General features: G+C 72.0%; 18 protein-coding genes and 1 pseudogene. 7 read left to right on the top strand and 12 right to left on the bottom strand.

The genetic code is table 11. The features are described 5' to 3' along the window. Positions 1 to 84 precede the first annotated feature (84 nt). Entirely contained in the window at positions 85 to 759 is a 675-nt protein-coding gene (locus AC27IY_RS34865) for a TetR/AcrR family transcriptional regulator (protein WP_449955384.1), read from the top strand. Here AC27IY_RS34865 and AC27IY_RS34860 read toward each other — a convergent pair. Then, positions 751 to 1,236, bottom strand: coding sequence for a winged helix-turn-helix transcriptional regulator (locus tag AC27IY_RS34860; protein WP_423449526.1), 486 nt, complete (start codon positions 1,234 to 1,236; stop codon positions 751 to 753). The two genes, AC27IY_RS34865 and AC27IY_RS34860, sit on opposite strands and share 9 nt — an antisense overlap. Positions 1,237 to 1,330: 94 nt before the next feature. On the opposite strand from AC27IY_RS34860, the gene AC27IY_RS34855 reads away from it, so the two are divergent. Continuing rightward, the gene (locus tag AC27IY_RS34855) at positions 1,331 to 1,984 is read left to right on the top strand and encodes a DUF899 domain-containing protein (RefSeq protein WP_423449525.1); all 654 of its coding nucleotides are present in this window, start codon (positions 1,331 to 1,333) and stop codon (positions 1,982 to 1,984) included. Between the two features lie 39 nt (positions 1,985 to 2,023). Further along, positions 2,024 to 2,542, top strand: a complete 519-nt coding sequence (locus AC27IY_RS34850) for a pyridoxamine 5'-phosphate oxidase family protein (RefSeq protein WP_423449523.1) — start codon at positions 2,024 to 2,026, stop codon at positions 2,540 to 2,542. 86 nt (positions 2,543 to 2,628) lie between these two features. On the opposite strand, the gene AC27IY_RS34845 is transcribed toward AC27IY_RS34850, so the two are convergent. Beyond that, entirely contained in the window at positions 2,629 to 3,312 is a 684-nt protein-coding gene (locus tag AC27IY_RS34845; RefSeq protein ID WP_487180792.1) for an NmrA family NAD(P)-binding protein, read from the bottom strand. Positions 3,313 to 3,462: 150 nt separating this feature from the next. Here AC27IY_RS34845 and AC27IY_RS34840 point away from each other — a divergent pair, with 150 nt between their 5' ends. Next, positions 3,463 to 3,612 (top strand): hypothetical protein, encoded by a 150-nt coding sequence (locus tag AC27IY_RS34840; protein WP_423449198.1) that lies wholly within the window; start codon positions 3,463 to 3,465, stop codon positions 3,610 to 3,612. A gap of 27 nt (positions 3,613 to 3,639) precedes the next feature. Here AC27IY_RS34840 and AC27IY_RS34835 read toward each other — a convergent pair. After that, a pseudogene (locus AC27IY_RS34835) lies at positions 3,640 to 3,837 on the bottom strand (hypothetical protein); the annotation flags it as partial. Between the two features lie 58 nt (positions 3,838 to 3,895). After that, entirely contained in the window at positions 3,896 to 7,117 is a 3,222-nt protein-coding gene (locus AC27IY_RS34830) for a glycosyl hydrolase family 95 catalytic domain-containing protein (protein ID WP_487180579.1), read from the bottom strand. Positions 7,118 to 7,968: 851 nt separating this feature from the next. On the opposite strand from AC27IY_RS34830, the gene AC27IY_RS34825 reads away from it, so the two are divergent. From AC27IY_RS34825 to AC27IY_RS34815, 3 genes are all read left to right on the top strand, one after another. Continuing rightward, entirely contained in the window at positions 7,969 to 8,538 is a 570-nt protein-coding gene (locus AC27IY_RS34825) for an RNA polymerase sigma factor (protein ID WP_487180578.1), read from the top strand. A 5-nt stretch (positions 8,539 to 8,543) separates the two neighbouring features. Beyond that, a complete protein-coding gene (locus AC27IY_RS34820) occupies positions 8,544 to 9,107 on the top strand; it encodes a hypothetical protein (RefSeq protein ID WP_487180577.1) in 564 nt (187 codons plus the stop codon). Positions 9,108 to 9,253: 146 nt separating this feature from the next. After that, positions 9,254 to 10,075, top strand: a complete 822-nt coding sequence (locus AC27IY_RS34815; RefSeq protein WP_487180791.1) for an SDR family oxidoreductase — start codon at positions 9,254 to 9,256, stop codon at positions 10,073 to 10,075. An 8-nt stretch (positions 10,076 to 10,083) separates the two neighbouring features. On the opposite strand, the gene AC27IY_RS34810 is transcribed toward AC27IY_RS34815, so the two are convergent. From AC27IY_RS34810 to AC27IY_RS34775, 8 genes are read right to left on the bottom strand one after another with little or no spacing between them, the layout of a single operon-like run. Further along, positions 10,084 to 11,544: an aldehyde dehydrogenase family protein gene (locus tag AC27IY_RS34810; RefSeq protein ID WP_423476137.1), complete on the bottom strand. Its 1,461-nt coding sequence runs from the start codon at positions 11,542 to 11,544 to the stop codon at positions 10,084 to 10,086. A gap of 2 nt (positions 11,545 to 11,546) precedes the next feature. Continuing rightward, the gene (locus AC27IY_RS34805) at positions 11,547 to 12,662 is read right to left on the bottom strand and encodes an NAD(P)-dependent alcohol dehydrogenase (protein WP_487180576.1); all 1,116 of its coding nucleotides are present in this window, start codon (positions 12,660 to 12,662) and stop codon (positions 11,547 to 11,549) included. Then, positions 12,659 to 14,008: an amidase gene (locus tag AC27IY_RS34800; protein ID WP_487180790.1), complete on the bottom strand. Its 1,350-nt coding sequence runs from the start codon at positions 14,006 to 14,008 to the stop codon at positions 12,659 to 12,661. Before AC27IY_RS34800 ends, AC27IY_RS34805 begins: the two co-directional genes overlap by 4 nt. Then, the gene (locus tag AC27IY_RS34795; RefSeq protein ID WP_344207547.1) at positions 13,998 to 15,026 is read right to left on the bottom strand and encodes a branched-chain amino acid ABC transporter permease; all 1,029 of its coding nucleotides are present in this window, start codon (positions 15,024 to 15,026) and stop codon (positions 13,998 to 14,000) included. Before AC27IY_RS34795 ends, AC27IY_RS34800 begins: the two co-directional genes overlap by 11 nt. Then, positions 15,023 to 15,889: a branched-chain amino acid ABC transporter permease gene (locus tag AC27IY_RS34790; protein ID WP_091094198.1), complete on the bottom strand. Its 867-nt coding sequence runs from the start codon at positions 15,887 to 15,889 to the stop codon at positions 15,023 to 15,025. Before AC27IY_RS34790 ends, AC27IY_RS34795 begins: the two co-directional genes overlap by 4 nt. A 1-nt stretch (position 15,890) precedes the next feature. Then, positions 15,891 to 16,616 carry an ABC transporter ATP-binding protein gene (locus AC27IY_RS34785; RefSeq protein WP_364447749.1) on the bottom strand — a complete coding sequence of 242 codons (726 nt, stop codon included), beginning with the start codon at positions 16,614 to 16,616 and terminating at the stop codon, positions 15,891 to 15,893. Next, positions 16,613 to 17,356: an ABC transporter ATP-binding protein gene (locus AC27IY_RS34780; RefSeq protein ID WP_371248037.1), complete on the bottom strand. Its 744-nt coding sequence runs from the start codon at positions 17,354 to 17,356 to the stop codon at positions 16,613 to 16,615. The genes AC27IY_RS34785 and AC27IY_RS34780 overlap by 4 nt, the downstream gene beginning before the upstream one ends. Beyond that, positions 17,353 to 18,657 (bottom strand): ABC transporter substrate-binding protein, encoded by a 1,305-nt coding sequence (locus AC27IY_RS34775; RefSeq protein ID WP_371248038.1) that lies wholly within the window; start codon positions 18,655 to 18,657, stop codon positions 17,353 to 17,355. Before AC27IY_RS34775 ends, AC27IY_RS34780 begins: the two co-directional genes overlap by 4 nt. Between the last annotated feature and the right edge of the window lie 219 nt (positions 18,658 to 18,876).

Below are 18,876 nucleotides of genomic sequence, written 5' to 3'. Positions count from 1 at the left end.
TAGACCGCCGGTCTGTTATGTCGAGACGACAATAAGAGACTGCCGGTCTGATGTCAAAGGACCGCCGGTCTGTAACATGTGGGGATGACCGCCTTCCAGCGCGCACGCAGTGAGGAGCAGCGGGAGATCAGGCGTCAGGCCATCCTCGACACCGCTGACGCCATGCTCAACGAGATGTCCGTCGCTGACATCAGCCTCAACGAGCTGAGCCGCCGCACCGGACTGGCCAAATCCAACGTGCTGCGGTACTTCGAATCCCGCGAGGCGATCCTGCTGGAACTGCTCGACCGCGCCTGGCGCCGGTGGACGGCCGACCTGCCGGCGCAACTGGATGCCGGCATCGACCCGGCGGAGCCGGTGAGCAGGCGCGGCGACCGGTTCGCCGCCGCCGTCACCGCATCCCTCGTCGAACGCCCGGTCCTGTGCGACCTGCTGAGCGCGCAGGCGGGGGTCCTCGAACACAACGTCTCCGCGGAGGTCGCCGCCCGCTACAAGCGGGCAGCGGTGGCCAACGTCGGCGCCATGGCCGCCCTCGCCCGCCACCACCTTCCCGAGCTGGGCGACAACGCCCCCCAGTTGACCGCAGCGATGATCATGGCGATCGGCGCCGTATGGACGCACGCGCGGCCGTCGGAGGCGATGCTCGCCGCCTACGAGGCCGACCCCTCTCTCGCGATCTACAGGATGGACTTCGCGGCCCATCTGCGTGACATGCTGGCCACGCTCACTGCGGGCGCCCTTGCGCGCGCCTCATCCTGACCCCGCGGCACCGGCACGTACGTTCTCTTCGGCACCGGGGCCGGGCAGGACGTCGACGTCCGTGGCGCGCATCGGCTGCCCGCAGACCGAGCAGTGCAGTTCCACGTGGCCGATCTGGCCACAGGCGTGGTGCCGGTACAGGACGGGCGGCCCCGACGTGCCGGCCGTCCAGCGGTCGCCCCAGCGGGCCATCACCAGCAGCAGGTCGCACAGCTCGCGGCCTTTCTGGGTGAGGACGTACTCGTGGCGCGGCGGGCGTCGGGAGTACTCGCGGCGTTCCAGGACGTCGTGGCCGATGAGCCACTTCAGCCGTTCGCTGAGCACCTTGCTCGAGATGCCGAGGTCGCGCTGGAGCTCGTCGAAGCGGGCGATGCCGACGTAGACGTCCCGCAGGATCAGCGGGGACCAGGGCTCGCCGATGACGTCCAGGGTGCGGGCGATGGAGCAGGCCATTTCGTCGAACCGGGTGCGCTGCATGCGGTCAGCGTAGCCGACTGACTTCCCTCAAGGAAGTCAGTAGGTTAGGGTGCGAAGGTCACTTCCCCTAAGAAAGCCTCGTGAGGAGTGCCGGATGACCCGACCCCCGATCGTCTCGGACCAGGAGTGGCGCAGCGCGCGGGATGCGCTGCTGGACAAGGAGAAGCGGCTCACGCGGGCCCTTGACGCCCTGGCCGCCGAACGCCGCCGCCTGCCGATGGTCCATGTGAGCAGGACCTACCGCTTCGACGGCCCGGACGGCACCGCGAACCTGCCGGACCTCTTCGAAGGACGCAGCCAGCTCATCGTGTACTCCTTCATGTGGCACGAAGCCGGGGACTTCTGCTCAGGTTGCTCGATGTTCGTCGACAACCTCGGCCATCCTGCCCACCTGCACGCCCGCGACGTGTCGCTGGCGCTGGTCTCCACCGGCCCGCTGACTGAGATCCTGCCGTACCGGCGGCGCATGGGCTGGGACATCCCCTGGTACGCCGCCCCGGACGGCGCCTTCAACCACGACATGGGGGCGGGTGACGGCTTCGCCCTGAACGTCTTCCTGCGCGACGGCGAGGACGTCTACCGCACCTACACCACCACCGGCCGGGGCGTGGAACGGCTCGGCAGCAACTGGACCCTCCTCGACCTGACCCCGTACGGGCGTCAGGAGCACTGGGAGGACTCCCCTGAAGGCCGGCCGCAGAGCGCCCCCTACCAGTGGTGGCGCCTGCACGACGAGTACGGCTCCTGAACCCGTCCCACAACCGACCCAAAGGGGGAGACCTCCGCCATGCCCGCACCGACGCCCGTCGCCGAACTGTTGTTCAGCGACGCCGACGCGACCCCGATGAGCACCGACGCGACGACCGTGAAACCCTGGGCGCAGGCCCGGGCCTGTCTGCAGGGGGCACCGAAAGCCTGGCTGTCCACCGTACGGCCCGACGGACGCCCGCACGCCATGCCGCTGATGCCCGTCTGGGCCGATGAGAGCGTGTGCTTCACCACCCGGCCCGGCTCTCGCAAAGGCAGGAACCTCGCCCACAGCGGCCACTGCGTCCTCACCGTCGCCGGCCCGGATCTCGACCTCGTCCTCGAAGGCACGGCCGTCCCCGTCCTGGACCCTGCGCGGCAGCAGGAGGTGGCCGACGCCTTCCTGACCAAGTACGGGTGGCCCTTGTCGCTGCGCGGCGGCCGCGTCCACGACGACGGCCTGCCCGGCTCCCCGGAGTACGGTTTCTACAGGATGACGCCGCTTCGGGCCTATGGCTACGGCTCCGACGGTCTGACCGCGACCCGCTGGCGCTTCTGAAGCTGCCCCACGAGTGCCGTACTAGAACGTCCGGGGAAGAAGCCGGTGGATCATTCGGCATCCGTTCATCGGCGGTGGCGCTGGGTCTATTCGGCCCAGGCACGCTCCAGCAAGGTGCCGAACGTGGCGGGCTCCCGTCCGATCAGCTCGGCGAGTGTCGGGTCGACGGCGGTGAACTCGCCGTTCCGTGCCGCCGCGAAGATGCTCAGCATCAGGTCGGCGATCGGGGCCGGGGCGCCGTGCGCCAGGAACTGCTCGTGGAAGGCGTCGTCGGAGACGACGGTACGGGTGAAGGGCCGTCCGGTCGCCTGGGACGCGATCGCGGCGACGGTGGCGAAGTCGAGCGCCGCCGGGCCGGTGAGCGGCGGGGTGGGCCCCTCGAAACGGCCCTCCTCGGCGAGGATCGCGGCGGTGGCTTCGGCGAGGTCGTCGTGGCCGGTCCAGGTGACGGGGCCGTCGGCGGGGAGGGCGATGTCGCCGGTGTGGCGGGCGGGCTCCAGGAAGTGCAGGGCGCTGGCCGCGTAGAAGCCGTTGCGCAGCGCGGTCCAGGGCAGGCCGGTGGCGTGCAGCAGGTCCTCGGTGAGGGCGTGGTCGCGGCACGCCTGGAAGCGGGAGTCGTGGGCGGCGCCCATCTGGCTGGTGTAGAGGATGCGGCCGACGCCGGCCTTGACGGCGGCGTCGATGGCGTTGCGGTGGCCGGTGACGCACTCCTCGCCGACGCGGTCGAGGGAGACGAGGAGCACCTGCTCGGCGCCTTCGAAGGCGTGCACGAGGAGGCGGGGTCGTCGAAGCTGCCCTGCCGGACGCGGACGCCGCGGTCGGCGAGGTCCTGGGCGTTGGTTCATGGTTACGCGCGACACCACCGACACCACCGACAGCCCCCGTCGCCGCATCGTCGAGGCAGCCGTCGCGCCGAACCGATGGTTTCCGCCGAGGAGACCGGCCCCGCCGCGGCGGCCCGCGCGCTGCGCGCCGCTCTGCCCGACGAGGCCGACGTCCTGAGCGAGGCCGAGCAGCACCTGCTGCGCGAGTGGCTCACCCGCCTGGCGGCGGACGGAGGCTCGCGTTGATGGTGTCCTGGGACCAGAAGTGCCGTCGCCGAGCCAGCCGGGCGCTCCCCGGGCAAGGCCCACCAGCTTGATGCCAGGGTTGCGGGCCTTGCTGCTCATCAGCCACCACTCGTAGCCGCGGTCGCAGTCGAGGTCGGCGGAGGGGTGGCGGTGGCTGGGCCCCGCGCTGTCGCGGCTGCCCGCAAGGTCCGGGCCGAGGTGCCGGAGTTGTCGCGTCCTGGGCACGAACGCTGCGGGCGCGTGCGGCAAAGCCGTAGGACACGCCCGCAACAGATCGCACAGCCTACTTGGCGGCCACGTCCCGCCAGGTCTTCACCTCCTCGGGGGTCAGCGCGCGGGCGAGTACGGCGGCCCGGTCGACGCCGCCGGTCAGCCGCTGCCCGCCGCCCTGGTCGGCGCCGAAGCGGAGCGGACGGGCGGTGCAGCCGGTGATGCCGTCGGAGGTGGCCTGGCCGGTCGCCTTGCGCTCGCCGTCCACGTACACGGTGATGGCGCCGGTGCGCTCCAGGGTGACCACCAGGTCGATCCAGCGGCCGGTCGGCAGGGTGGTGTTGAGGCCGACGTTCGCGCCCGCGCCGATGAAGCGCAGCGTGTTGCCCGGGGTGACGTCGATGAGCACGCCGTCGGTGCCGGGGTCGCCGGACCGCTGGGAGTCGAACAGCCGGCGGTAACCGCTGCCGCCGATCTTCACCTCCGCCGCGAACGTCGCCTCCCGGACCAGCCCGAGCGAGGTCGCGCCGGTCGTCAGGTACGTGTTCCCGTCCAGCACCAGCCCGCTGCCGCTGGGCGCTGTCGGGTCGTAGGCCGGGGCGCCGCCGGTGACGGCGGCGTCGCGGCCGTTGCCGGAGGAGTCGGTGACCGTGCCGCCCTCCTTCGGATCCCAGGCGACCAGGACCGAGCCGGCCGCGGCCGGGGCGCAGGGGTCCAGGGCGAGCACGGCACTGGCCGCGCCCGACCAGGAGTCGCCGGTGACGGTGGCGGCCAGCACGGCCTGCCGGGCGCCGTCGGCCGGTCCCGGGGTGAGGGTGAAGGTGGCGGTGCGGGTCTTTCCTGGCGCCGTGCCGGGCAGGTGGCGGGTGGCCGGTACGACGGTCCAGCCCCGCGGAACGGTCAGCGCCACGTCGGCGGCCGGCACCGCACGGCGGCGGGTCGCGGTGACCGTGACCTCGGCCTCGAACGGCGTGCCCGGCGTGGCGGTGCCGGGCGCGCGCAGGACGACGGCGGCCTCGTTCTGGATCGTGTACGTCCTGCCCGCGCCGGCGTTCCAGCTCAGGGTGTCGCCGTCGCGGTGGGCGCCGATCTCGTGACCCCGCTCGTCATAGACGCGGTAGCGCCCCGAGATGAACGGCGACTTGACCTTGATCGGGCCGGAGCTGCCCGGGTGGAGGGTGACGGTGTCGGGCGCGCCGTCCTTCCAGGCGGCGTCCACGGTGACGTCGCCGCGGGCGCGCAGACCGCTCACCGAGCCGTTCTTCCAGGCCGAAGGCAGGGCGGGCAGCACGTGCACCACGTCATGCTGGCTCTGCACCAGCATCTCGGCCATGCCGGAGGTGGCGCCGAAGTTGCCGTCGATCTGGAACGGCGGGTGGGTGTCCCACAGGTTGTCCAGCGTGGACGCCTTCAACTGCTCGCCGAGCATCTTGTGGGCGTGGTCGCCGTCCAGCAGCCGAGCCCAGAAGTTGATCTTCCAGGCCTTGGACCAGCCGGTCCCGCCGTCGCCGCGCGCGCTCAGCGAGACCTTCGCCGCCTCGGCCTCGGGGCTGCCGGGGGTGATCTGGTTGCCGGGGTGCAGGGCGTACAGGTGGGAGACGTGCCGGTGGGTGTCGCTCCGATCGTCCCAGTCGCTCTTCCACTCCTGGAGCTGGCCCCAGGAGCCGACGCGCAGGCCCGGGTCCAGCTTGGCCAGTGCGCCGCTCACCTCGGCCTGGAAGTCCTCGTCCACCCCCAGTTTCCTGGCCGCGGCGAGGGCGTTGGTGAACACTTCCCGGACGATCTGCTGCGACATCGACGCGCCGGCCGAGAAGTCGCCGTGCTCGGGCGAGTAGCTCGGTGAGACCACGAGCTTGCCGTCGCGCGGGTCGGTGTGCAGGAAGTCCAGCCAGAACTCGGCGGCGCCCTTGATCACGGGGTAGGCGGTGTCGCGCAGGTACGCCGTGTCGCCGGTGAAGCGGTAGCTGTCGTACAGGTGCTGGGTGGTCCAGGCCGCGGCCTCGGGGAACCAGAAGGAACTGGCGTAGTCGTGCACGCCGGTGAAACCGAACGGGTTGGTCTCGTTGTTGACCACCCAGCCGCGCGCGCCGTACATGTCCCGCGCGGTCACCCGGCCGGGCGCCACCATGGCCGAGATGTAGCGGTCGTACGGCTTGGTCGTCTCGTGGAGGTTGGTCTGCTCGGCGAGCCAGTAGTTCATCTGGAGGTTGATGTTGACGTGGTAGTCGGCCGACCAGGGCGGGCTGGTGGAGTTGTTCCACACGCCCTGCAGGTTGGCGGGGAGCACGTCGTTCTCCCGGGAGGAGGAGATCAGCAGGTAGCGGCCGTAGGCGAAGAACAGCGTCTCCAGCGCCCGGTCGTCGGCCGAGGCGCCGCCGGTGTAGTTCCTGCGCAGCCGGTCGGTGGGGATGGCGGGGGTCGAGCCGCCGAGGTCCAGTTTCACCCGGTCGAACAGCTTGCGGTAGTCGGCGACGTGCGCGGCTTTGAGCTGGTCGTAGCTCTTGGCGGCGGCGGCGTCCACCGCGGCGGTGACCTTGGTGTGCGGGTCCTCGCCCCGGTAGGCCGGGTAGGTGTCGGCGTAGTCGGTGCCGGCCGACAGCACGAAGACGGCGCTGTCGGCACCGGTGACGGTGATCTTGTCCCCCGCGTCCGTACGGGTGCCGCCCTGCGCGATCACCTGGATCTGGGCCTCGAACGTCATCTTGTTGTCGGCGAGCCGGCCCCGGATGGTGAGCCTGCCGCCGGAGGCCGCGACGGTCTTGTCGTTGCGCGGCGAGGTGTGCCGTAACGTGAAGGACACCTTGCCGCCCTGGTCGGCCGAGATCCGGCCGACGATGACGTTGCCGGGGTTGCTGGCGAAGTACTCGCGCTGGTGACGTACGCCGTCGGCGGTGTAGCCGACACGGGCCACGGCCTCGCGCAGGCTCAGCTCGCGGCGGTACTCCGCGGGGTTCGCAGGGGCGCCGGCGAAGTCGAGGAACAGGTCGCCGAACGTCTGGTACGCGCCGAAGCCGGTCTTGGACTGGCCCAGCTTGGCCGCCACGGCATTGGGTGCCATCTTGCCGTCGCGGTCGATCTGCTGCTGGACCTCGGCGATGGCGCCCGGCCGGGGCGTTCTCCAGTTGCCGAAGTCGTAGCCGGAGACGCCGGGGCCGCCGGTCCACAAGGTCTTCTCGTTGAACTGGAGTTGCTCGGTCGCGACGCCGCCGAACACCGTGGCGCCCAGGGGGCCGTTGCCGATGGGGAGGGCCTGGCTCTCCCAGTCGGTGGCGGGCTTGTCGTACCAGAGGGTCAAGTCATCGGGTGTCTGATCCACTGCGGCGGCTGCCGCAGCGGGCGCGGACAGTCCGCTGGCGAGCAGTAAAGCGGCTATCAAGGCGGGGCCGATCCGTCGTCGTCGTGGGGGGTGGGGCACGGATTCCTCCGATCACACGGCAGTTGATCCAAGGAGATAGCAGCGAAACACCCAATTAACAAGAGTTGACATCGGATGTATCGTCGGGTTTTGAGGGGATATAGCCTCGTCAACCTGGTCAAAGACGACTTGAGATCCGATGACTCGCAGGACGGGCGGCTGTGTGATCATGCGTGGATGAGCTGAAAGGCGGGCCAAGCCTGGCACCACCATGGCTACGAGGGGCGGCCTGTTCGGCCCGGTCGCCGCCCAACTCGCCGATGAGTGTCCTCCTGTTCCAGCCGGTTGCCGGGAGGCATCCGCACGGAGGAGTCGGCTTACAGCCAGCGCAGCTTGTCCACTACCGGTCCGAGAGCGGCGGCATCGTCGCGACGTGGCCTGTCGGGGGTGGTGGCCTTGGCCGCAGGGCCCGAGCTGTTGGGCGTCGTCGTGGTGGCCGTCTGCGTGGAGCCGAGTCGGCCGTGCGGCGGAGGAGGCCGAACTGGGCGGATGCGTTCGGCTGAGGGCCGCCCCGGGCAGAGCGGGCGGGCAAGGCCGAGCAGCTGCGCACCTTCCCCAAGATGCGTGAAGCGGCGCGCACGATGCCCTCGGGAAATCGACAGTTCGGTCTGGTTCTTCGCCCGGCACCTGGGCGGCCCTGGCACCGCGAGCGGTGCGCCCGCCTCGTAATGCATTGTCGGCTTCGGTCAAGTACAAGGTGTGAACACTGTTGACCGAAGGGAGCCCGGCGCGTGCGGCCCGACCAGGAGGAACCGGCGGATCCGTCAACACGGACGCAGGCTTTCGAAGACTTCTACCTGCGGCACTTCGACCTGATGACACGGTTCGTCGCACGGCGGACAGCCGATCCGCATACGGTGGCCGACCTCACGGCGGAGATATTCCTCGCGGCGCTGCACTCCCGGCACACCTACCGGCCAGGACGAGGAAGCGAGACCGGATGGCTGTACGGGGTGGCGCGCAACGTGCTGCTGGCCCAACGACGCCGCAGCGAGCGCGAGGCGCGCGCCGTCGAGCGGATCGTCGCGCGCCGGTTGCTGGACGGCGACGACATCGCCGATCTGACGGACCGCATCGACGCCGAGGAGCCCGCCCGCCGGGCGCTGTCGGCCATGGCCGACCTGCCGGAGGGGGAGCGGGCGTTGCTGGAACTCGTGGTCATCGACCAGCTGACGGTGGCGGAGGCGGCCCAGGCCCTGGACATCAGGGTGGGAACGGCCAGAGTGCGGCTGCATCGCGCCCGCCGGGCTCTGCGGAAGGTGCCAGGGGTGGCGGCGGCCCTCGTGACGGAAGGACTGTGATGGCGGTGTCGTTCAGGGTGTCGTTCAGGGACAAGCTGCTCCAGGAACTGCGCGCGGAGGCCGCTGCGGTCTCCTGGGAGCCCCGGCCGGCGCGCCGGCCCGCACGCCGGCTGGTGGCTGCGGCGGGGCTGGTCGCGGCGGTGGCCGCGGTGGTGGCGGTCGCCGTGCCGCTGGCGTCGGAGACGCCGGCGTTCGCCGTCGTCAAGAACCCCGACGGGACCGTCACCGTGCAGATCAACGAGTTCGTCAGGCCCAAGGAGCTGGAGCAGAGGCTGCGGGAAGAGGGCGTGCGAGCCGTGATCGATTACGTCCCCTACGGGCAGACCTGCCGCGAGCCGCGAGGGGAGACCGTGCCCCAGCCGCAGCGGATGCCGCTCAGACGGCTGGACGGCCCCGGGTTCTGGATCGACCCGAAGGACTTCGGGCCGGACGAGACGCTCGTCGTCGTCATGCACTCCGCCGCCGGTGACCCGGCCAAGAGCAACGGAGGCGGCGTCGGGGTGATCCGCGGGCCGGTCGCACCCTGCGAACTCGTACCTGCCGAGTTCGGCGGCGTGGACCGCCAGTGATCCGGTCGGCCGGCTTCCCGCTGCCGCTGCCCGGCTGCGAGACTGACTGAAGCACTCCGTCGAACCGCTCGTGCCGGAGATCGGCGCCAGGTTCGACACATCGAAGGAGGTCCACTGTGACCAGCTCCGGCCAGGCGACGATCGCCGTGACGGGGGCGACCGGCCGCGTCGGCGGCCGGGTCGCCCGCAGGCTCGCCGCGGCCGGGGTGCCGCAGCGGCTGGCGGTGCGCGACCCCGGCCGCGCCCCGGACCTGCCCGGCGCGACCGCGGTGCGCTGCGGTTACGGCGAGCCCGGCGCGGTCGCCGCGCTGGAAGGCGTCGAGGTGCTGTTCATGGTCTCGGCCTCCGAGTCGCCCGACCGCCTGGACCGGCAGCGGGCGTTCGTGGACGCCGCCGCGCGAGCGAACGTCCGGCACGTGGTCTACCTGTCGTTCTTCGGCGCGGCGCCGGACGCCGTCTTCACCCTGGCCCGCGACCACTGGGCCACCGAGCAGCACCTGCGCGGCAGCGGGCTGTCGTTCACCTTCCTGCGCGACAACCTGTACGCCGACTTCATGCCCGCCCTGGTGGGCGAGGACGGCGTCATCCGCGGCCCGGCGGGGGAGGGCCGGGCCGCGGTCGTGGCCCAGGACGACATCGCCGACGCCGTCACCGCCGTGCTGCTGCGGCCGGACGAGCATGCGGGCCGCACCTACGACCTGACCGGCCCGCACGCGCTCACCCTGACGGAGGTCGCCGAGATCCTGTCGCGGACGAGCGGCCGTACGATCACCTACCAGCCCGAGACGGTGGAGGAGGCCTATCGCTCGCGCGCCTCCTACGGCGCCCCGGACTGGCAGGTCGACGCGTGGGTGTCCACCTACACCGCCATCGCGGCGGGGCAGCTCGACGGGGTGAGCGACGACATCACGCACCTGACGGGTCACGCCGCCACCCCGCTCGCCGACGTCGTGGCCGCGAATCAGTAGGGCGCACCCTAGAAGGGGTAGTGGGCGTGCTGGGTCGCCAGGGTGATCCAGCGGGTGTTGGTGAACGCCTCGATGCCCCACCGGCCGCCGAAGCGTCCGTAGCCGGAGGACTTGAAGCCGCCGAACGGGGCCTGCGGCTCGTCGGCGACCGACTGGTCGTTGATGTGGACGATGCCGGTCTGCAGCCGGCGGGCCACGCGCAGGCCGTGCGTGCCGTTCTCGGTGATGATGCCCGCGGTCAGGCCGTGGTCGGTGTCGTTGGCCTTGGCGACGGCCTCCTCGTCGGTGGCGAAGGTGTCGATGACGCAGATCGGGCCGAAGCCCTCGCCGTAGTACAGGTCGGCGTCGGCGGGCACGCCGGTCAGGACGGTCGCCGGGTGCACCGCCCCGGAAGGCTCGCCGCCGCCGGTCACGACGGTGGCGCCCTTGGCGACGGCGTCGCTGACGAGGGCGGCCACGCGCCGCGCCGCGGCCGCGGAGACCAGCGGCCCGATGACCGTGGTCGGCTCGGCCGGGTCGCCGGCGGGCAGCGCGGCGACCTTGGCGGCGAACCTGGCCGTGAACTCCTCGGCCAGCGACTCGTGCACCAGGATCCGGTCGCCGGACATGCAGATCTGCCCGGCGTTCATGAACACGCCGAACGTCGCCGCGTCCACCGCGTAGTCGAGGTCGGCGTCGTCGAGCACGATGATGGCGTTCTTGCCGCCGAGTTCCAGCATGGCGGGCTTGAGGTGCCGGGCGGCGTGGGTGCCGATGATGCGGCCGACCTCGGTGGAGCCGGTGAAGTTGACGGCGCGTACGCGGGGGTCGGCGATGAGCGTCTCGGCGATCTGCGCGGCGTCGGCGGGGTCGTTGGTGACGACGTTGAGCACGCCGCCGGGCAGCCCGGCCTCGGCCAGCACGTCGGCGACGAACAGGCCGCAGGCGATCGGCGCGTCCTCGCTGGGCTTCATGACGACGGTGTTGCCGGCGGCGAGCGCGGCGGCCACCGAGCGGACGCCGAGGATGAGGGGCGCGTTCCAGGGGGAGAAGGCGGCGACCACGCCGACGGGCTCGCGTACGGCCAGGCCGAGCGCGCCTTCCTCCTGCGCGGTGAGCACGTCGCCGCGCGGGGCGGTGATCGCGGCGGCGGCCTCGCGCAGCATGTTCGCGGCCAGGCCGACGTTGAACAGGGCCCACGGCCGGGTGCCGCCGACCTCGCCGGCCATGAGGGCGGCCGCCTGCTCGCCGCGTTCCTGGAGCAGGTCGGCGGCCTTGAGGAAGATGGCGCGGCGGGCGAAGGGGCTGAGCGCCGCCCAGTCGTCGAAGGCGGCCTGCGCCGCGTCCACGGCGAGGGTCACGTCCTCGGGTCCGGCGGCGGCCACGGTGGCGTACGGCTGTCCGGTGTAGGGGTTGAGGTCGGCGGTGGTACGGCCGGACCGCGCGGGCACGCTCTTGCCGCCGATAAGCAGTTCGCGGGAGATGGTCATGATTAATCCTTAATACGAAGGACGGGCTTGAGCACCTCGCCCCGGTGGCTGTCCTGCAGTGCCGTCTCGATGTCGGCCAGGTCGTAGAAGCGGACCAGCCGGTCGAAGGGGAAGCGTCCCTGCCGGTGCAGCTCGATCAGGGTGGGGATGAGCGTCTCGCTGCGGCCGCTGCCGCCGAGGGTGCCGACGATGCGTTTGCCCCACAGCGTCGTCAGGTGGTCGAGGGAGAACTCGGCGCCGGCCGGGGCGCCGCCGATGAGGACGCAGGTGCCCAGCATGCCGACGCTGTCGGCGGCCTGGCGTACGACGGGGATGACGCCGGTGCACTCCATGGCGTGGTCGGCGGGGCCGTCGCAGATGCGGTGGACTTCGGCGACGGGGTCGGTCCGCGAGGCGTCGACGGTGTGGGTGGCGCCGAACTCCAGGGCCAGCTCCAGCCGGGAGGGGTGCCGGTCCACCGCGATGATCTTCGTGGCGGGGGAGAGCCTGGCCGCCATCACCGCGGCCAGGCCGACCGCGCCGGCTCCGTAGATCACCAGGCTGGAGCCGGGGCCGGGTTTGACGGTGTTCAGCACGGCGCCCGCCCCGGTGGCGATGCCGCAGGCGAGCGGGCCCAGCAGGTCCAGCGGCGCGTCCGAAGGCACGACGACGAGGGCGTCCGCCCAGGTGAGCGCGTAGGTGGAGAACGACGACTGGCCGAAGAAGTGGCTGTGCACGGGCGAGCCGTCCGGTCTGCGCAACGCGCTCTGGCCGGCCCGTGGTCCGAGCAGGCGGCCGCCGCCGCACAGGGCCTCGCCGAGGCGGGCGCAGTAGCGGGGTTCGCCGTCGCGGCAGTTGCGGCAGGTCCCGCACGAGGGCCAGCCGATGACGACGTGGTCGCCGGGCCGTACGGAGGTGACGCCGTCGCCCACGGCCACGACCTCGCCGGCCCCTTCGTGGCCGAGCACGGCGGGGAACGGCATCGGCAGGTCGCCGTGCCGGGTGATGGTGTCGGTGTGGCAGATGCCGGAGGCGACGACGCGTACGAGGGCTTCGCCCGGTCCCGGCTCGTCGAGGTCGAGCTCCTCGACGTGGAAGCGCCCGCCGAGCTCGTCGACGACCGCAGCCGTCACTCTCATCGTTGATCTCCTTCGCTACGGATGGCGGGGGGCGGCGGGGGAGGGGTGAGCCGCTGGACGAGACGGGCCGCGGCCAGCACCGTCGGGTCGCGCAGCGGGCCGCCGGTGAGCTGCAGCCCGATCGGCAGGCCGTCGGCCAGGGCGACCGGCACTGTGATCGCCGGCAGGCCGGCCGCGTTGAACGGCGCGGTGAGCCGGGTCAGCACGAATTCGACGGGCCATACGTGGCCGTCGACGGTGACGGTGTGGGCGCCGATGGGCGGTGCGGTCACGGGTACGGTGGCGCAGGCCAGCACGTCGCAGCCGTCGTCGAGTGCGGAGCGCAGCGCGGCGACGACGCGGCCCAGCGCGGCCTCCTGCCGCTCCACCTGTTCGGCGGGCGGCGCGGGCAGCCGCATCAGTTCGGCGACGTCCGGCCCGAACAGCTCCGGCTGCTCGGCGAAGGCGGCCCGGTGGTAGGCGCCGGCCTCGCGGACGATCCTGGCCAGCGGCGCCTCCGGCATCAGCGGCTCGTCGGGGACGGCGACGTCCACGACGGTCACGCCGGCGTCCTCCAGCCGGGCCCGTACGGCGTCGAGCGCCGCGCGCACCTCGGGGGCGAGCACCGCCGCGAACCAGCCGCCGAGCCAGCCGACCCGAGGCCGGGCCGGCGGCTCGTCCGTGAGGGGGTCGGCGAGCGCGTCCATGAGCAGCGCCGCGTCGTCCACGGTACGGGCCAGGACGCCGAGGTGGTCCAGCGACGGGGCCAGCGGCAGCACGCCGTCCAGCGGGATCCGGCCGCGGGTGGGCTTGAAGCCGACGCAGCCGCTCAGCGCGGCGGGGATGCGTACGCTGCCGGCCGTGTCGGAGCCCAGCCCGCCCAGGGAACTGCCGGCGGTGACCGAGGCCGCCGACCCGCCGGACGAGCCCCCGGGGATGCGGCCGCGCAGGTACGGGTTGTGCGTGGGACCGAAGCAGGCGCTGTCGGTGCGGCCGCCCCAGGCCAGCTCGTGCGTGGTGTGCTTGCCGAGGATCACCGTCCCGGCCGCCAGCAGCCGGGTGACCGCTGTCGCGTCCCGTTCCGGCACGTGCCCGGCGAAACGGGGCGAGCCGTAGCTGGTGCGTACGCCGGCCGTGTCGATGAGGTCCTTGACGCCGATCGGGATGCCGTGCAGCGGGCCGCGCGGCGGCTCGCCGGCGAGGGCTCGGGCGCGGGCGAGCGCGGCCTCGGCGGTGACGGTGGCGTAGGCGTGCAGCGCCGGCTCGGTCGCGGCGACCCGCTCCAGCAGGTGCTCGGTGAGCTCGACCGGCGACAGCTCGCCGCGCCCGATGGCCGATGAAGCCCCGCTCAGCGTCTCAGGAAACATCGACACCCCGCACGTGGTAGCCGACGGGGAACAGGCTCAGCCCGGTCCGGTCGCGTACCAGCCCCCACAGCCCGCCCGGCAGCCACCGCGCGGCCGCGATGCCGACGGCCCCCAGGAGCACCAGGTACCACGAGCCGTAGTCGGCCAGCAGTTGCTGCAGCGCGAAGAACACCACCGCGCCGAGCAGCGGCCCCTCGACGAAGCCGATGCCGCCGATGACCACGATGAAGATCATGTACGCCGACCACTGCACATTGAAGATCGCGTCCGGGTTGACGCTGAGCGAGCCGACCGTGATCACCCCGCCCGCCGCGCCGGTCCCGGCGGCCGACACCAGGTAGACGATCCGCTTGGCCCGGGTCACGTCGATGCCGGCGGCGCTCGCGGCGGTCTCCTCGTCGCGCACCGCCATCAGCGACAGCCCCACCCGGCCGCGCAGCAGCAGGTAGCAGCCGCCGACGGTGGCGAGGGTGAGCGCCAGCGCCACCCAGTAGGTCAGCGCGCCGCGCAGCGCGGGGTCCAGGCCGGACAGCCCGGCCAGGCCCTTGCCGCTGGCGCCGCCGAGGGCGTCGACGCGGACCACCAGCAGCCGGTACACCTCGGCGATCACCCACGTGCCGACGGCGAAGTAGTCGCCGCGCAGCCGGAAGGCCAGCCACGAGGTGGGGACCGCGAACACCACGCAGGTGAGCGCGGCCAGCGGCACCGCCAGGTACGGCTGCACCCCCAGGTCGGCCAGCGCGATCACGCTGTAGGCGCCGATCCCGACGAAGGCCTGCTGCCCGACCGAGACCAGGCCGCCGAACCCGGCCAGCAGGTTCCACATGCTCGCCAGCGCGACCAGCACGTAGAAGTTGACGAGCGTGTCGGTGACGTCGCTGAAGACCACGTACGGCAGCGCCGCGAGCAGCACCACGACGGCGAGCATCGCCCCGCCCGACACCTTGGAGGTGCGGGCGGCGCGGCGCACGTCCACGGCGGCCGCCGCCCGCTCGGTCAGCAGATGGGAGAGGCTCATGTGGTCCGTCCGGCGAGCAGGCCCTGCGGCCGGAAGGCCAGCACGGCGAGGAAGACGAGGTGTCCGGCGAGCAGCGTCATCGCCGGGTCGATCTGGGAGCCGAGCGACTGGGTGACGCCGAGCACGATGCCGCCCAGCAGCGTCCCCCACAGCGAGCCGAGGCCGCCGATGACGACCGCCTCGAACGCGAAGATCAGCCGCGACGGGCCGGTGGCCGGGTCGAACGACGAGCGCACCGCGAACATCAGCCCGGCCAGCGCCACGGTGGCGAAGGCGATGGCGGTGGCGACGCCGTACACGTGCCGGCTGTCGGCCCCGACCAGGTTCGCGGTCTCGCGGTCGTCGGAGGAGGCGCGCAGCATCCTGCCGAGCCCGGTGCGGGTCAGGAACACCTGGATGCCGGCCAGCACGGCGCAGGCCAGCAGGAACGTGACCAGCGGCAGCCAGCCGACGGTGACGGAGCCCGCGAGCTGGAAGGAGGAGGTGGCGAACGAGCCGCCGTCCAGGGTGCGCGTGTCGGCGGAGAAGATCTCCAGCAGCACGTTCTGCAGCACGATCGACAGCCCGAACGTGACCAGCAGGGTGGCCAGCGGCCCCGACGAGAGGCTGCCCTGCAGCAGCACCCGCTGGGTGAGGTAGCCGAGCACCGCGAACAGCGGCACGGTCACCACGATGACCACCCACAGCGGCAGCCCGGTGCCGCCGACGAGGGCGAGGGCCAGGAACGAGGCGACGACGGCCAGGTCGCCGTGGGCGAGGTTGACGATCCGCATCACGCCGAACATCAGTGACAGGCCGGTCGCGAACAGCGCGTACAGGCCGCCGAGCAGCAGTCCCTGGACCACCGCGTTGAACCATTGCATGTCAGTCTTTCCCGTCCTGCGTGAGGTCGCCGATGCCGAAGTACGCGTGCTCGACCTGCTCCGCGGTGAGCTCGGCGGGCCGGCCGGCCAGCACCGAGCGGCCCTCCAGCAGGCAGTGCACCCGGTCGGCGACGCGCAGGGCCTGTGAGACGTCCTGCTCGACGACGAGCGCGGTGGTGCCGGCGGCGACGATCTCCGGCAGCGTCTCGTAGATGCGGCGCACGATGACCGGCGCCAGGCCCAGCGACAGCTCGTCGACGAGCAGCAGGTCGGGGTTGGTCAGCAGGGCCCGGCCGATGGCCACGGCCTGCTGCTCGCCGCCGGACAGCTGCGCGGCGTTCTGGCGTCGCCGTTCGGTCATCCACGGGAACAGCTCGTAGACCCGTTCCAGGGTCCAGGGGCCGCCGCGCTTGCGGTAGGTGCCGGTGAGCAGGTTCTCCTCGACGGTGAGGGAGCGGAACAGCCGCCGGCCCTCGGGGACCAGCGCGATCCCGGCCGAGACCCGCTGGTGGGCGGGGGAGCGGGTGATGTCGCGGCCCGCGAGGTGCACGGTCCCCGACGTGGGGGCGTTGAGCCCGGCCAGGGCCCGCAGCAGCGTGGACTTGCCGGCGCCGTTGGCGCCGATGACGGCCAGGACCTCGCCGCGTTCCAGCTCCAGGCTGACGCCGTCCACGGCGCGCAGCAGGCCGTGGTGCACGGTGAGGTCGCGGATCGACAGCAGGCTCACGATTCCTCCCCCTCCATGACGCCGCCCAGGTACAGCTCGCGTACCTTGGCGTCGGCGAGCACCGCGACCGGCTCGCCGTCGGCGACGACGTCGCCGCCGGCCAGGCAGATCATCCGGGCGACGGTCTTGACCAGGGCGTGCACCACGTGCTCGATCCACACGATGCCGAGCCCGTCGGCGTGCAGCCGCCTGATCACCTCGACCAGCTCGGCCACCTCGGGCTCGGTGAGCCCGCCGGCGACCTCGTCGAGCAGCAGCAGCCGAGGGCCGGTGCCGAGTGCGCGGGCCACTTCGAGGCGCTTGCGCTGCAGCAGGGTGAGCCGCCCGGCGGCGGTGTTGGCCAGGTCGGCCAGGCCGGTGCGCTCCAGCACGTCCATGGCCTGCGACCAGGCCTGCTTGCCGTGCAGCCCGGCGCCCTGGTGCGCGCACACCAGGACGTTCTCGAACACGGTGAGGTGGCTGAACGGGCGCGGCACCTGGTAGGTGCGGCCGATGCCGGCGCGGGTGCGGGCGTGCGGCGGGACGCCGGTGACGTCGCGCCCGTCCAGCCAGACCGTGCCGGCGTCCGGGCGCAGGTCGCCGGAGATCATCGCGAACAGGCTGGACTTGCCCGCCCCGTTCGGCCCGACGATGCCCAGCGCCTCGCCCGGTCCCAGCGACAGGGCCAGGTCCCGGGCGACGGTCACCTGGCCGAAGCTCTTGGACAGGCTCTCCAGCCGCAGCAGCGGTGCGGTCATCATGCGCCGGTCGGCAGCAGGTCGCCCCCGATGGGGACGGCCTTGTTGGGGGTGTTGTCGACGATGGCCACGTCCCAGGGGAACTTGGTGCCCTTGCGCCACTGGCCGCCGACCGGGTGCTGCAGGGCGATGCCGGGCTTGGGGCCGGCGGTGAAGTCCAGGTCGCCGCTCATGCAGTTGATCTTCATGGTGCGCAGCTTGTCGGCCACGTCGTCGCGGTCCTTGGGGTCGCCGGCGTTCTTGAACGCCTGGACGGCGATCTCGAACAGCGAGTAGACCGAGCCGAGCGCCTGGGTCCACTGCTTGCCGGTGGCGGCGAAGTCCTCGGCGAGCTGCTGGGCGGTCTTGCCGTCCAGGGTGGACTTGTAGGGGTGCGCCGGGCTCCACCAGAAGTCGGTGGCGATGTTGCTGGCGAGCTGCCCGAGGGCCTCGGCCTCGGAGGGGAAGAGCATGACCTTGGCGACCGTGGCCAGCTTCGGCTTGAAGCCCTGCTGGCGGGCCTGCTTCCAGAACGTCTGGAAGTCGGGCGGGATCGGGGTGCAGGTGAACAGCTCGGCCTCCGACGACTTGAACTTCGCGATCTGCGAGCTGAAGTCGGTGACGCCGTTCTGGTACGCGCCGCCGTCCACGACCTCGTAGCCGGCCTTGGTGATCATCGGGCCGAGGCCCTGGCGGAAGGCGTTGGCGTCGGTGTCGTTGGGCCACAGGGCCGCGACGTTCTTGTTGCCCACCTCCATGCGCTCCCACATGGGGAAGAAGCAGTCGGCGAACTCCTGCATCCCGAAGAAGAACAGCGTCGTGTACTTGAAGCCCTCGCCGTCCTTGCCGCCCCGGCCGTTCCACCACGCCTCCCAGGGGGCGATGGTGGTGACGTTCGGGATGCCGTTGGCCTCGCACTGGTCGGCCACCGGGTTGGTGGTGTCCGGCGTCGAGGAGCCGACGATGAGGTCCACCTTGTCGCTGTTGATGAGCTGGCGGGTGACCTCGGTGGCCCGGTTGGGGTTGGACTGGGTGTCCTTGACGATGATCTCGACGGTGCGCTTCTTCCCGCCGGCGGTGAAGCCGCCCCGCAGCGCCTCGGTGACCTGCTTGACCACGAAGTTGTCGGCGGTGGCGAAGCCGGCCAGCGCGCCGGTCTGCGGGCTCACGTACCCGATCTTGAGGACGTCGGAGGACGAGGCGCCGGTGCCCTTGAGGCCTCCGCAGGCGCTCAGCAGCGGCGCCCCGCCGATCGCGGCGGCGCCGAGGCCGACCGCGCTGAGGAAGGATCGGCGGTTCATGCCGCCGGGGGAAGCGTCGCTCACGCGAGGACTCCTTATGCCGGACGATGTCCCGTCCATGGCGACGCGCGCCGCGGGGACATTCGAGGAAGGGGAGGGTCGGCTGCCGGCCCGGCTCGTGGCCATGGCGCGGCTCCGACCTGCGGAATGCCGTGAAGGTGACCCCGACCGTACGGGTCCGTTAACACCCGTGCAACAGGACGTCCGAAGGAATGGAACGCGAATTCACTCAGTGGAACGCGG

This window comes from Nonomuraea sp. B208 (genome assembly GCF_057536035.1).
Note: the sequence above shows the minus strand (reverse complement) of the source record. Positions and strands in the feature narration are given on the sequence as shown.

Coding starts and splice junctions, on each gene's coding strand:
- AC27IY_RS34850 (WP_423449523.1), top strand. CDS start 2,024: ATGCCCGCACCGACGCCCGTCGCCGAACTGTTGTTCAGCGACGCCGAC.
- AC27IY_RS34855 (WP_423449525.1), top strand. CDS start 1,331: ATGACCCGACCCCCGATCGTCTCGGACCAGGAGTGGCGCAGCGCGCGG.
- AC27IY_RS34840 (WP_423449198.1), top strand. CDS start 3,463: ATGGTTTCCGCCGAGGAGACCGGCCCCGCCGCGGCGGCCCGCGCGCTG.
- AC27IY_RS34790 (WP_091094198.1), bottom strand. CDS start 15,889: ATGCAATGGTTCAACGCGGTGGTCCAGGGACTGCTGCTCGGCGGCCTG.
- AC27IY_RS34805 (WP_487180576.1), bottom strand. CDS start 12,662: ATGAGAGTGACGGCTGCGGTCGTCGACGAGCTCGGCGGGCGCTTCCAC.
- AC27IY_RS34860 (WP_423449526.1), bottom strand. CDS start 1,236: ATGCAGCGCACCCGGTTCGACGAAATGGCCTGCTCCATCGCCCGCACC.
- AC27IY_RS34795 (WP_344207547.1), bottom strand. CDS start 15,026: ATGAGCCTCTCCCATCTGCTGACCGAGCGGGCGGCGGCCGCCGTGGAC.
- AC27IY_RS34810 (WP_423476137.1), bottom strand. CDS start 11,544: ATGACCATCTCCCGCGAACTGCTTATCGGCGGCAAGAGCGTGCCCGCG.
- AC27IY_RS34780 (WP_371248037.1), bottom strand. CDS start 17,356: ATGATGACCGCACCGCTGCTGCGGCTGGAGAGCCTGTCCAAGAGCTTC.
- AC27IY_RS34865 (WP_449955384.1), top strand. CDS start 85: ATGACCGCCTTCCAGCGCGCACGCAGTGAGGAGCAGCGGGAGATCAGG.
- AC27IY_RS34800 (WP_487180790.1), bottom strand. CDS start 14,008: ATGTTTCCTGAGACGCTGAGCGGGGCTTCATCGGCCATCGGGCGCGGC.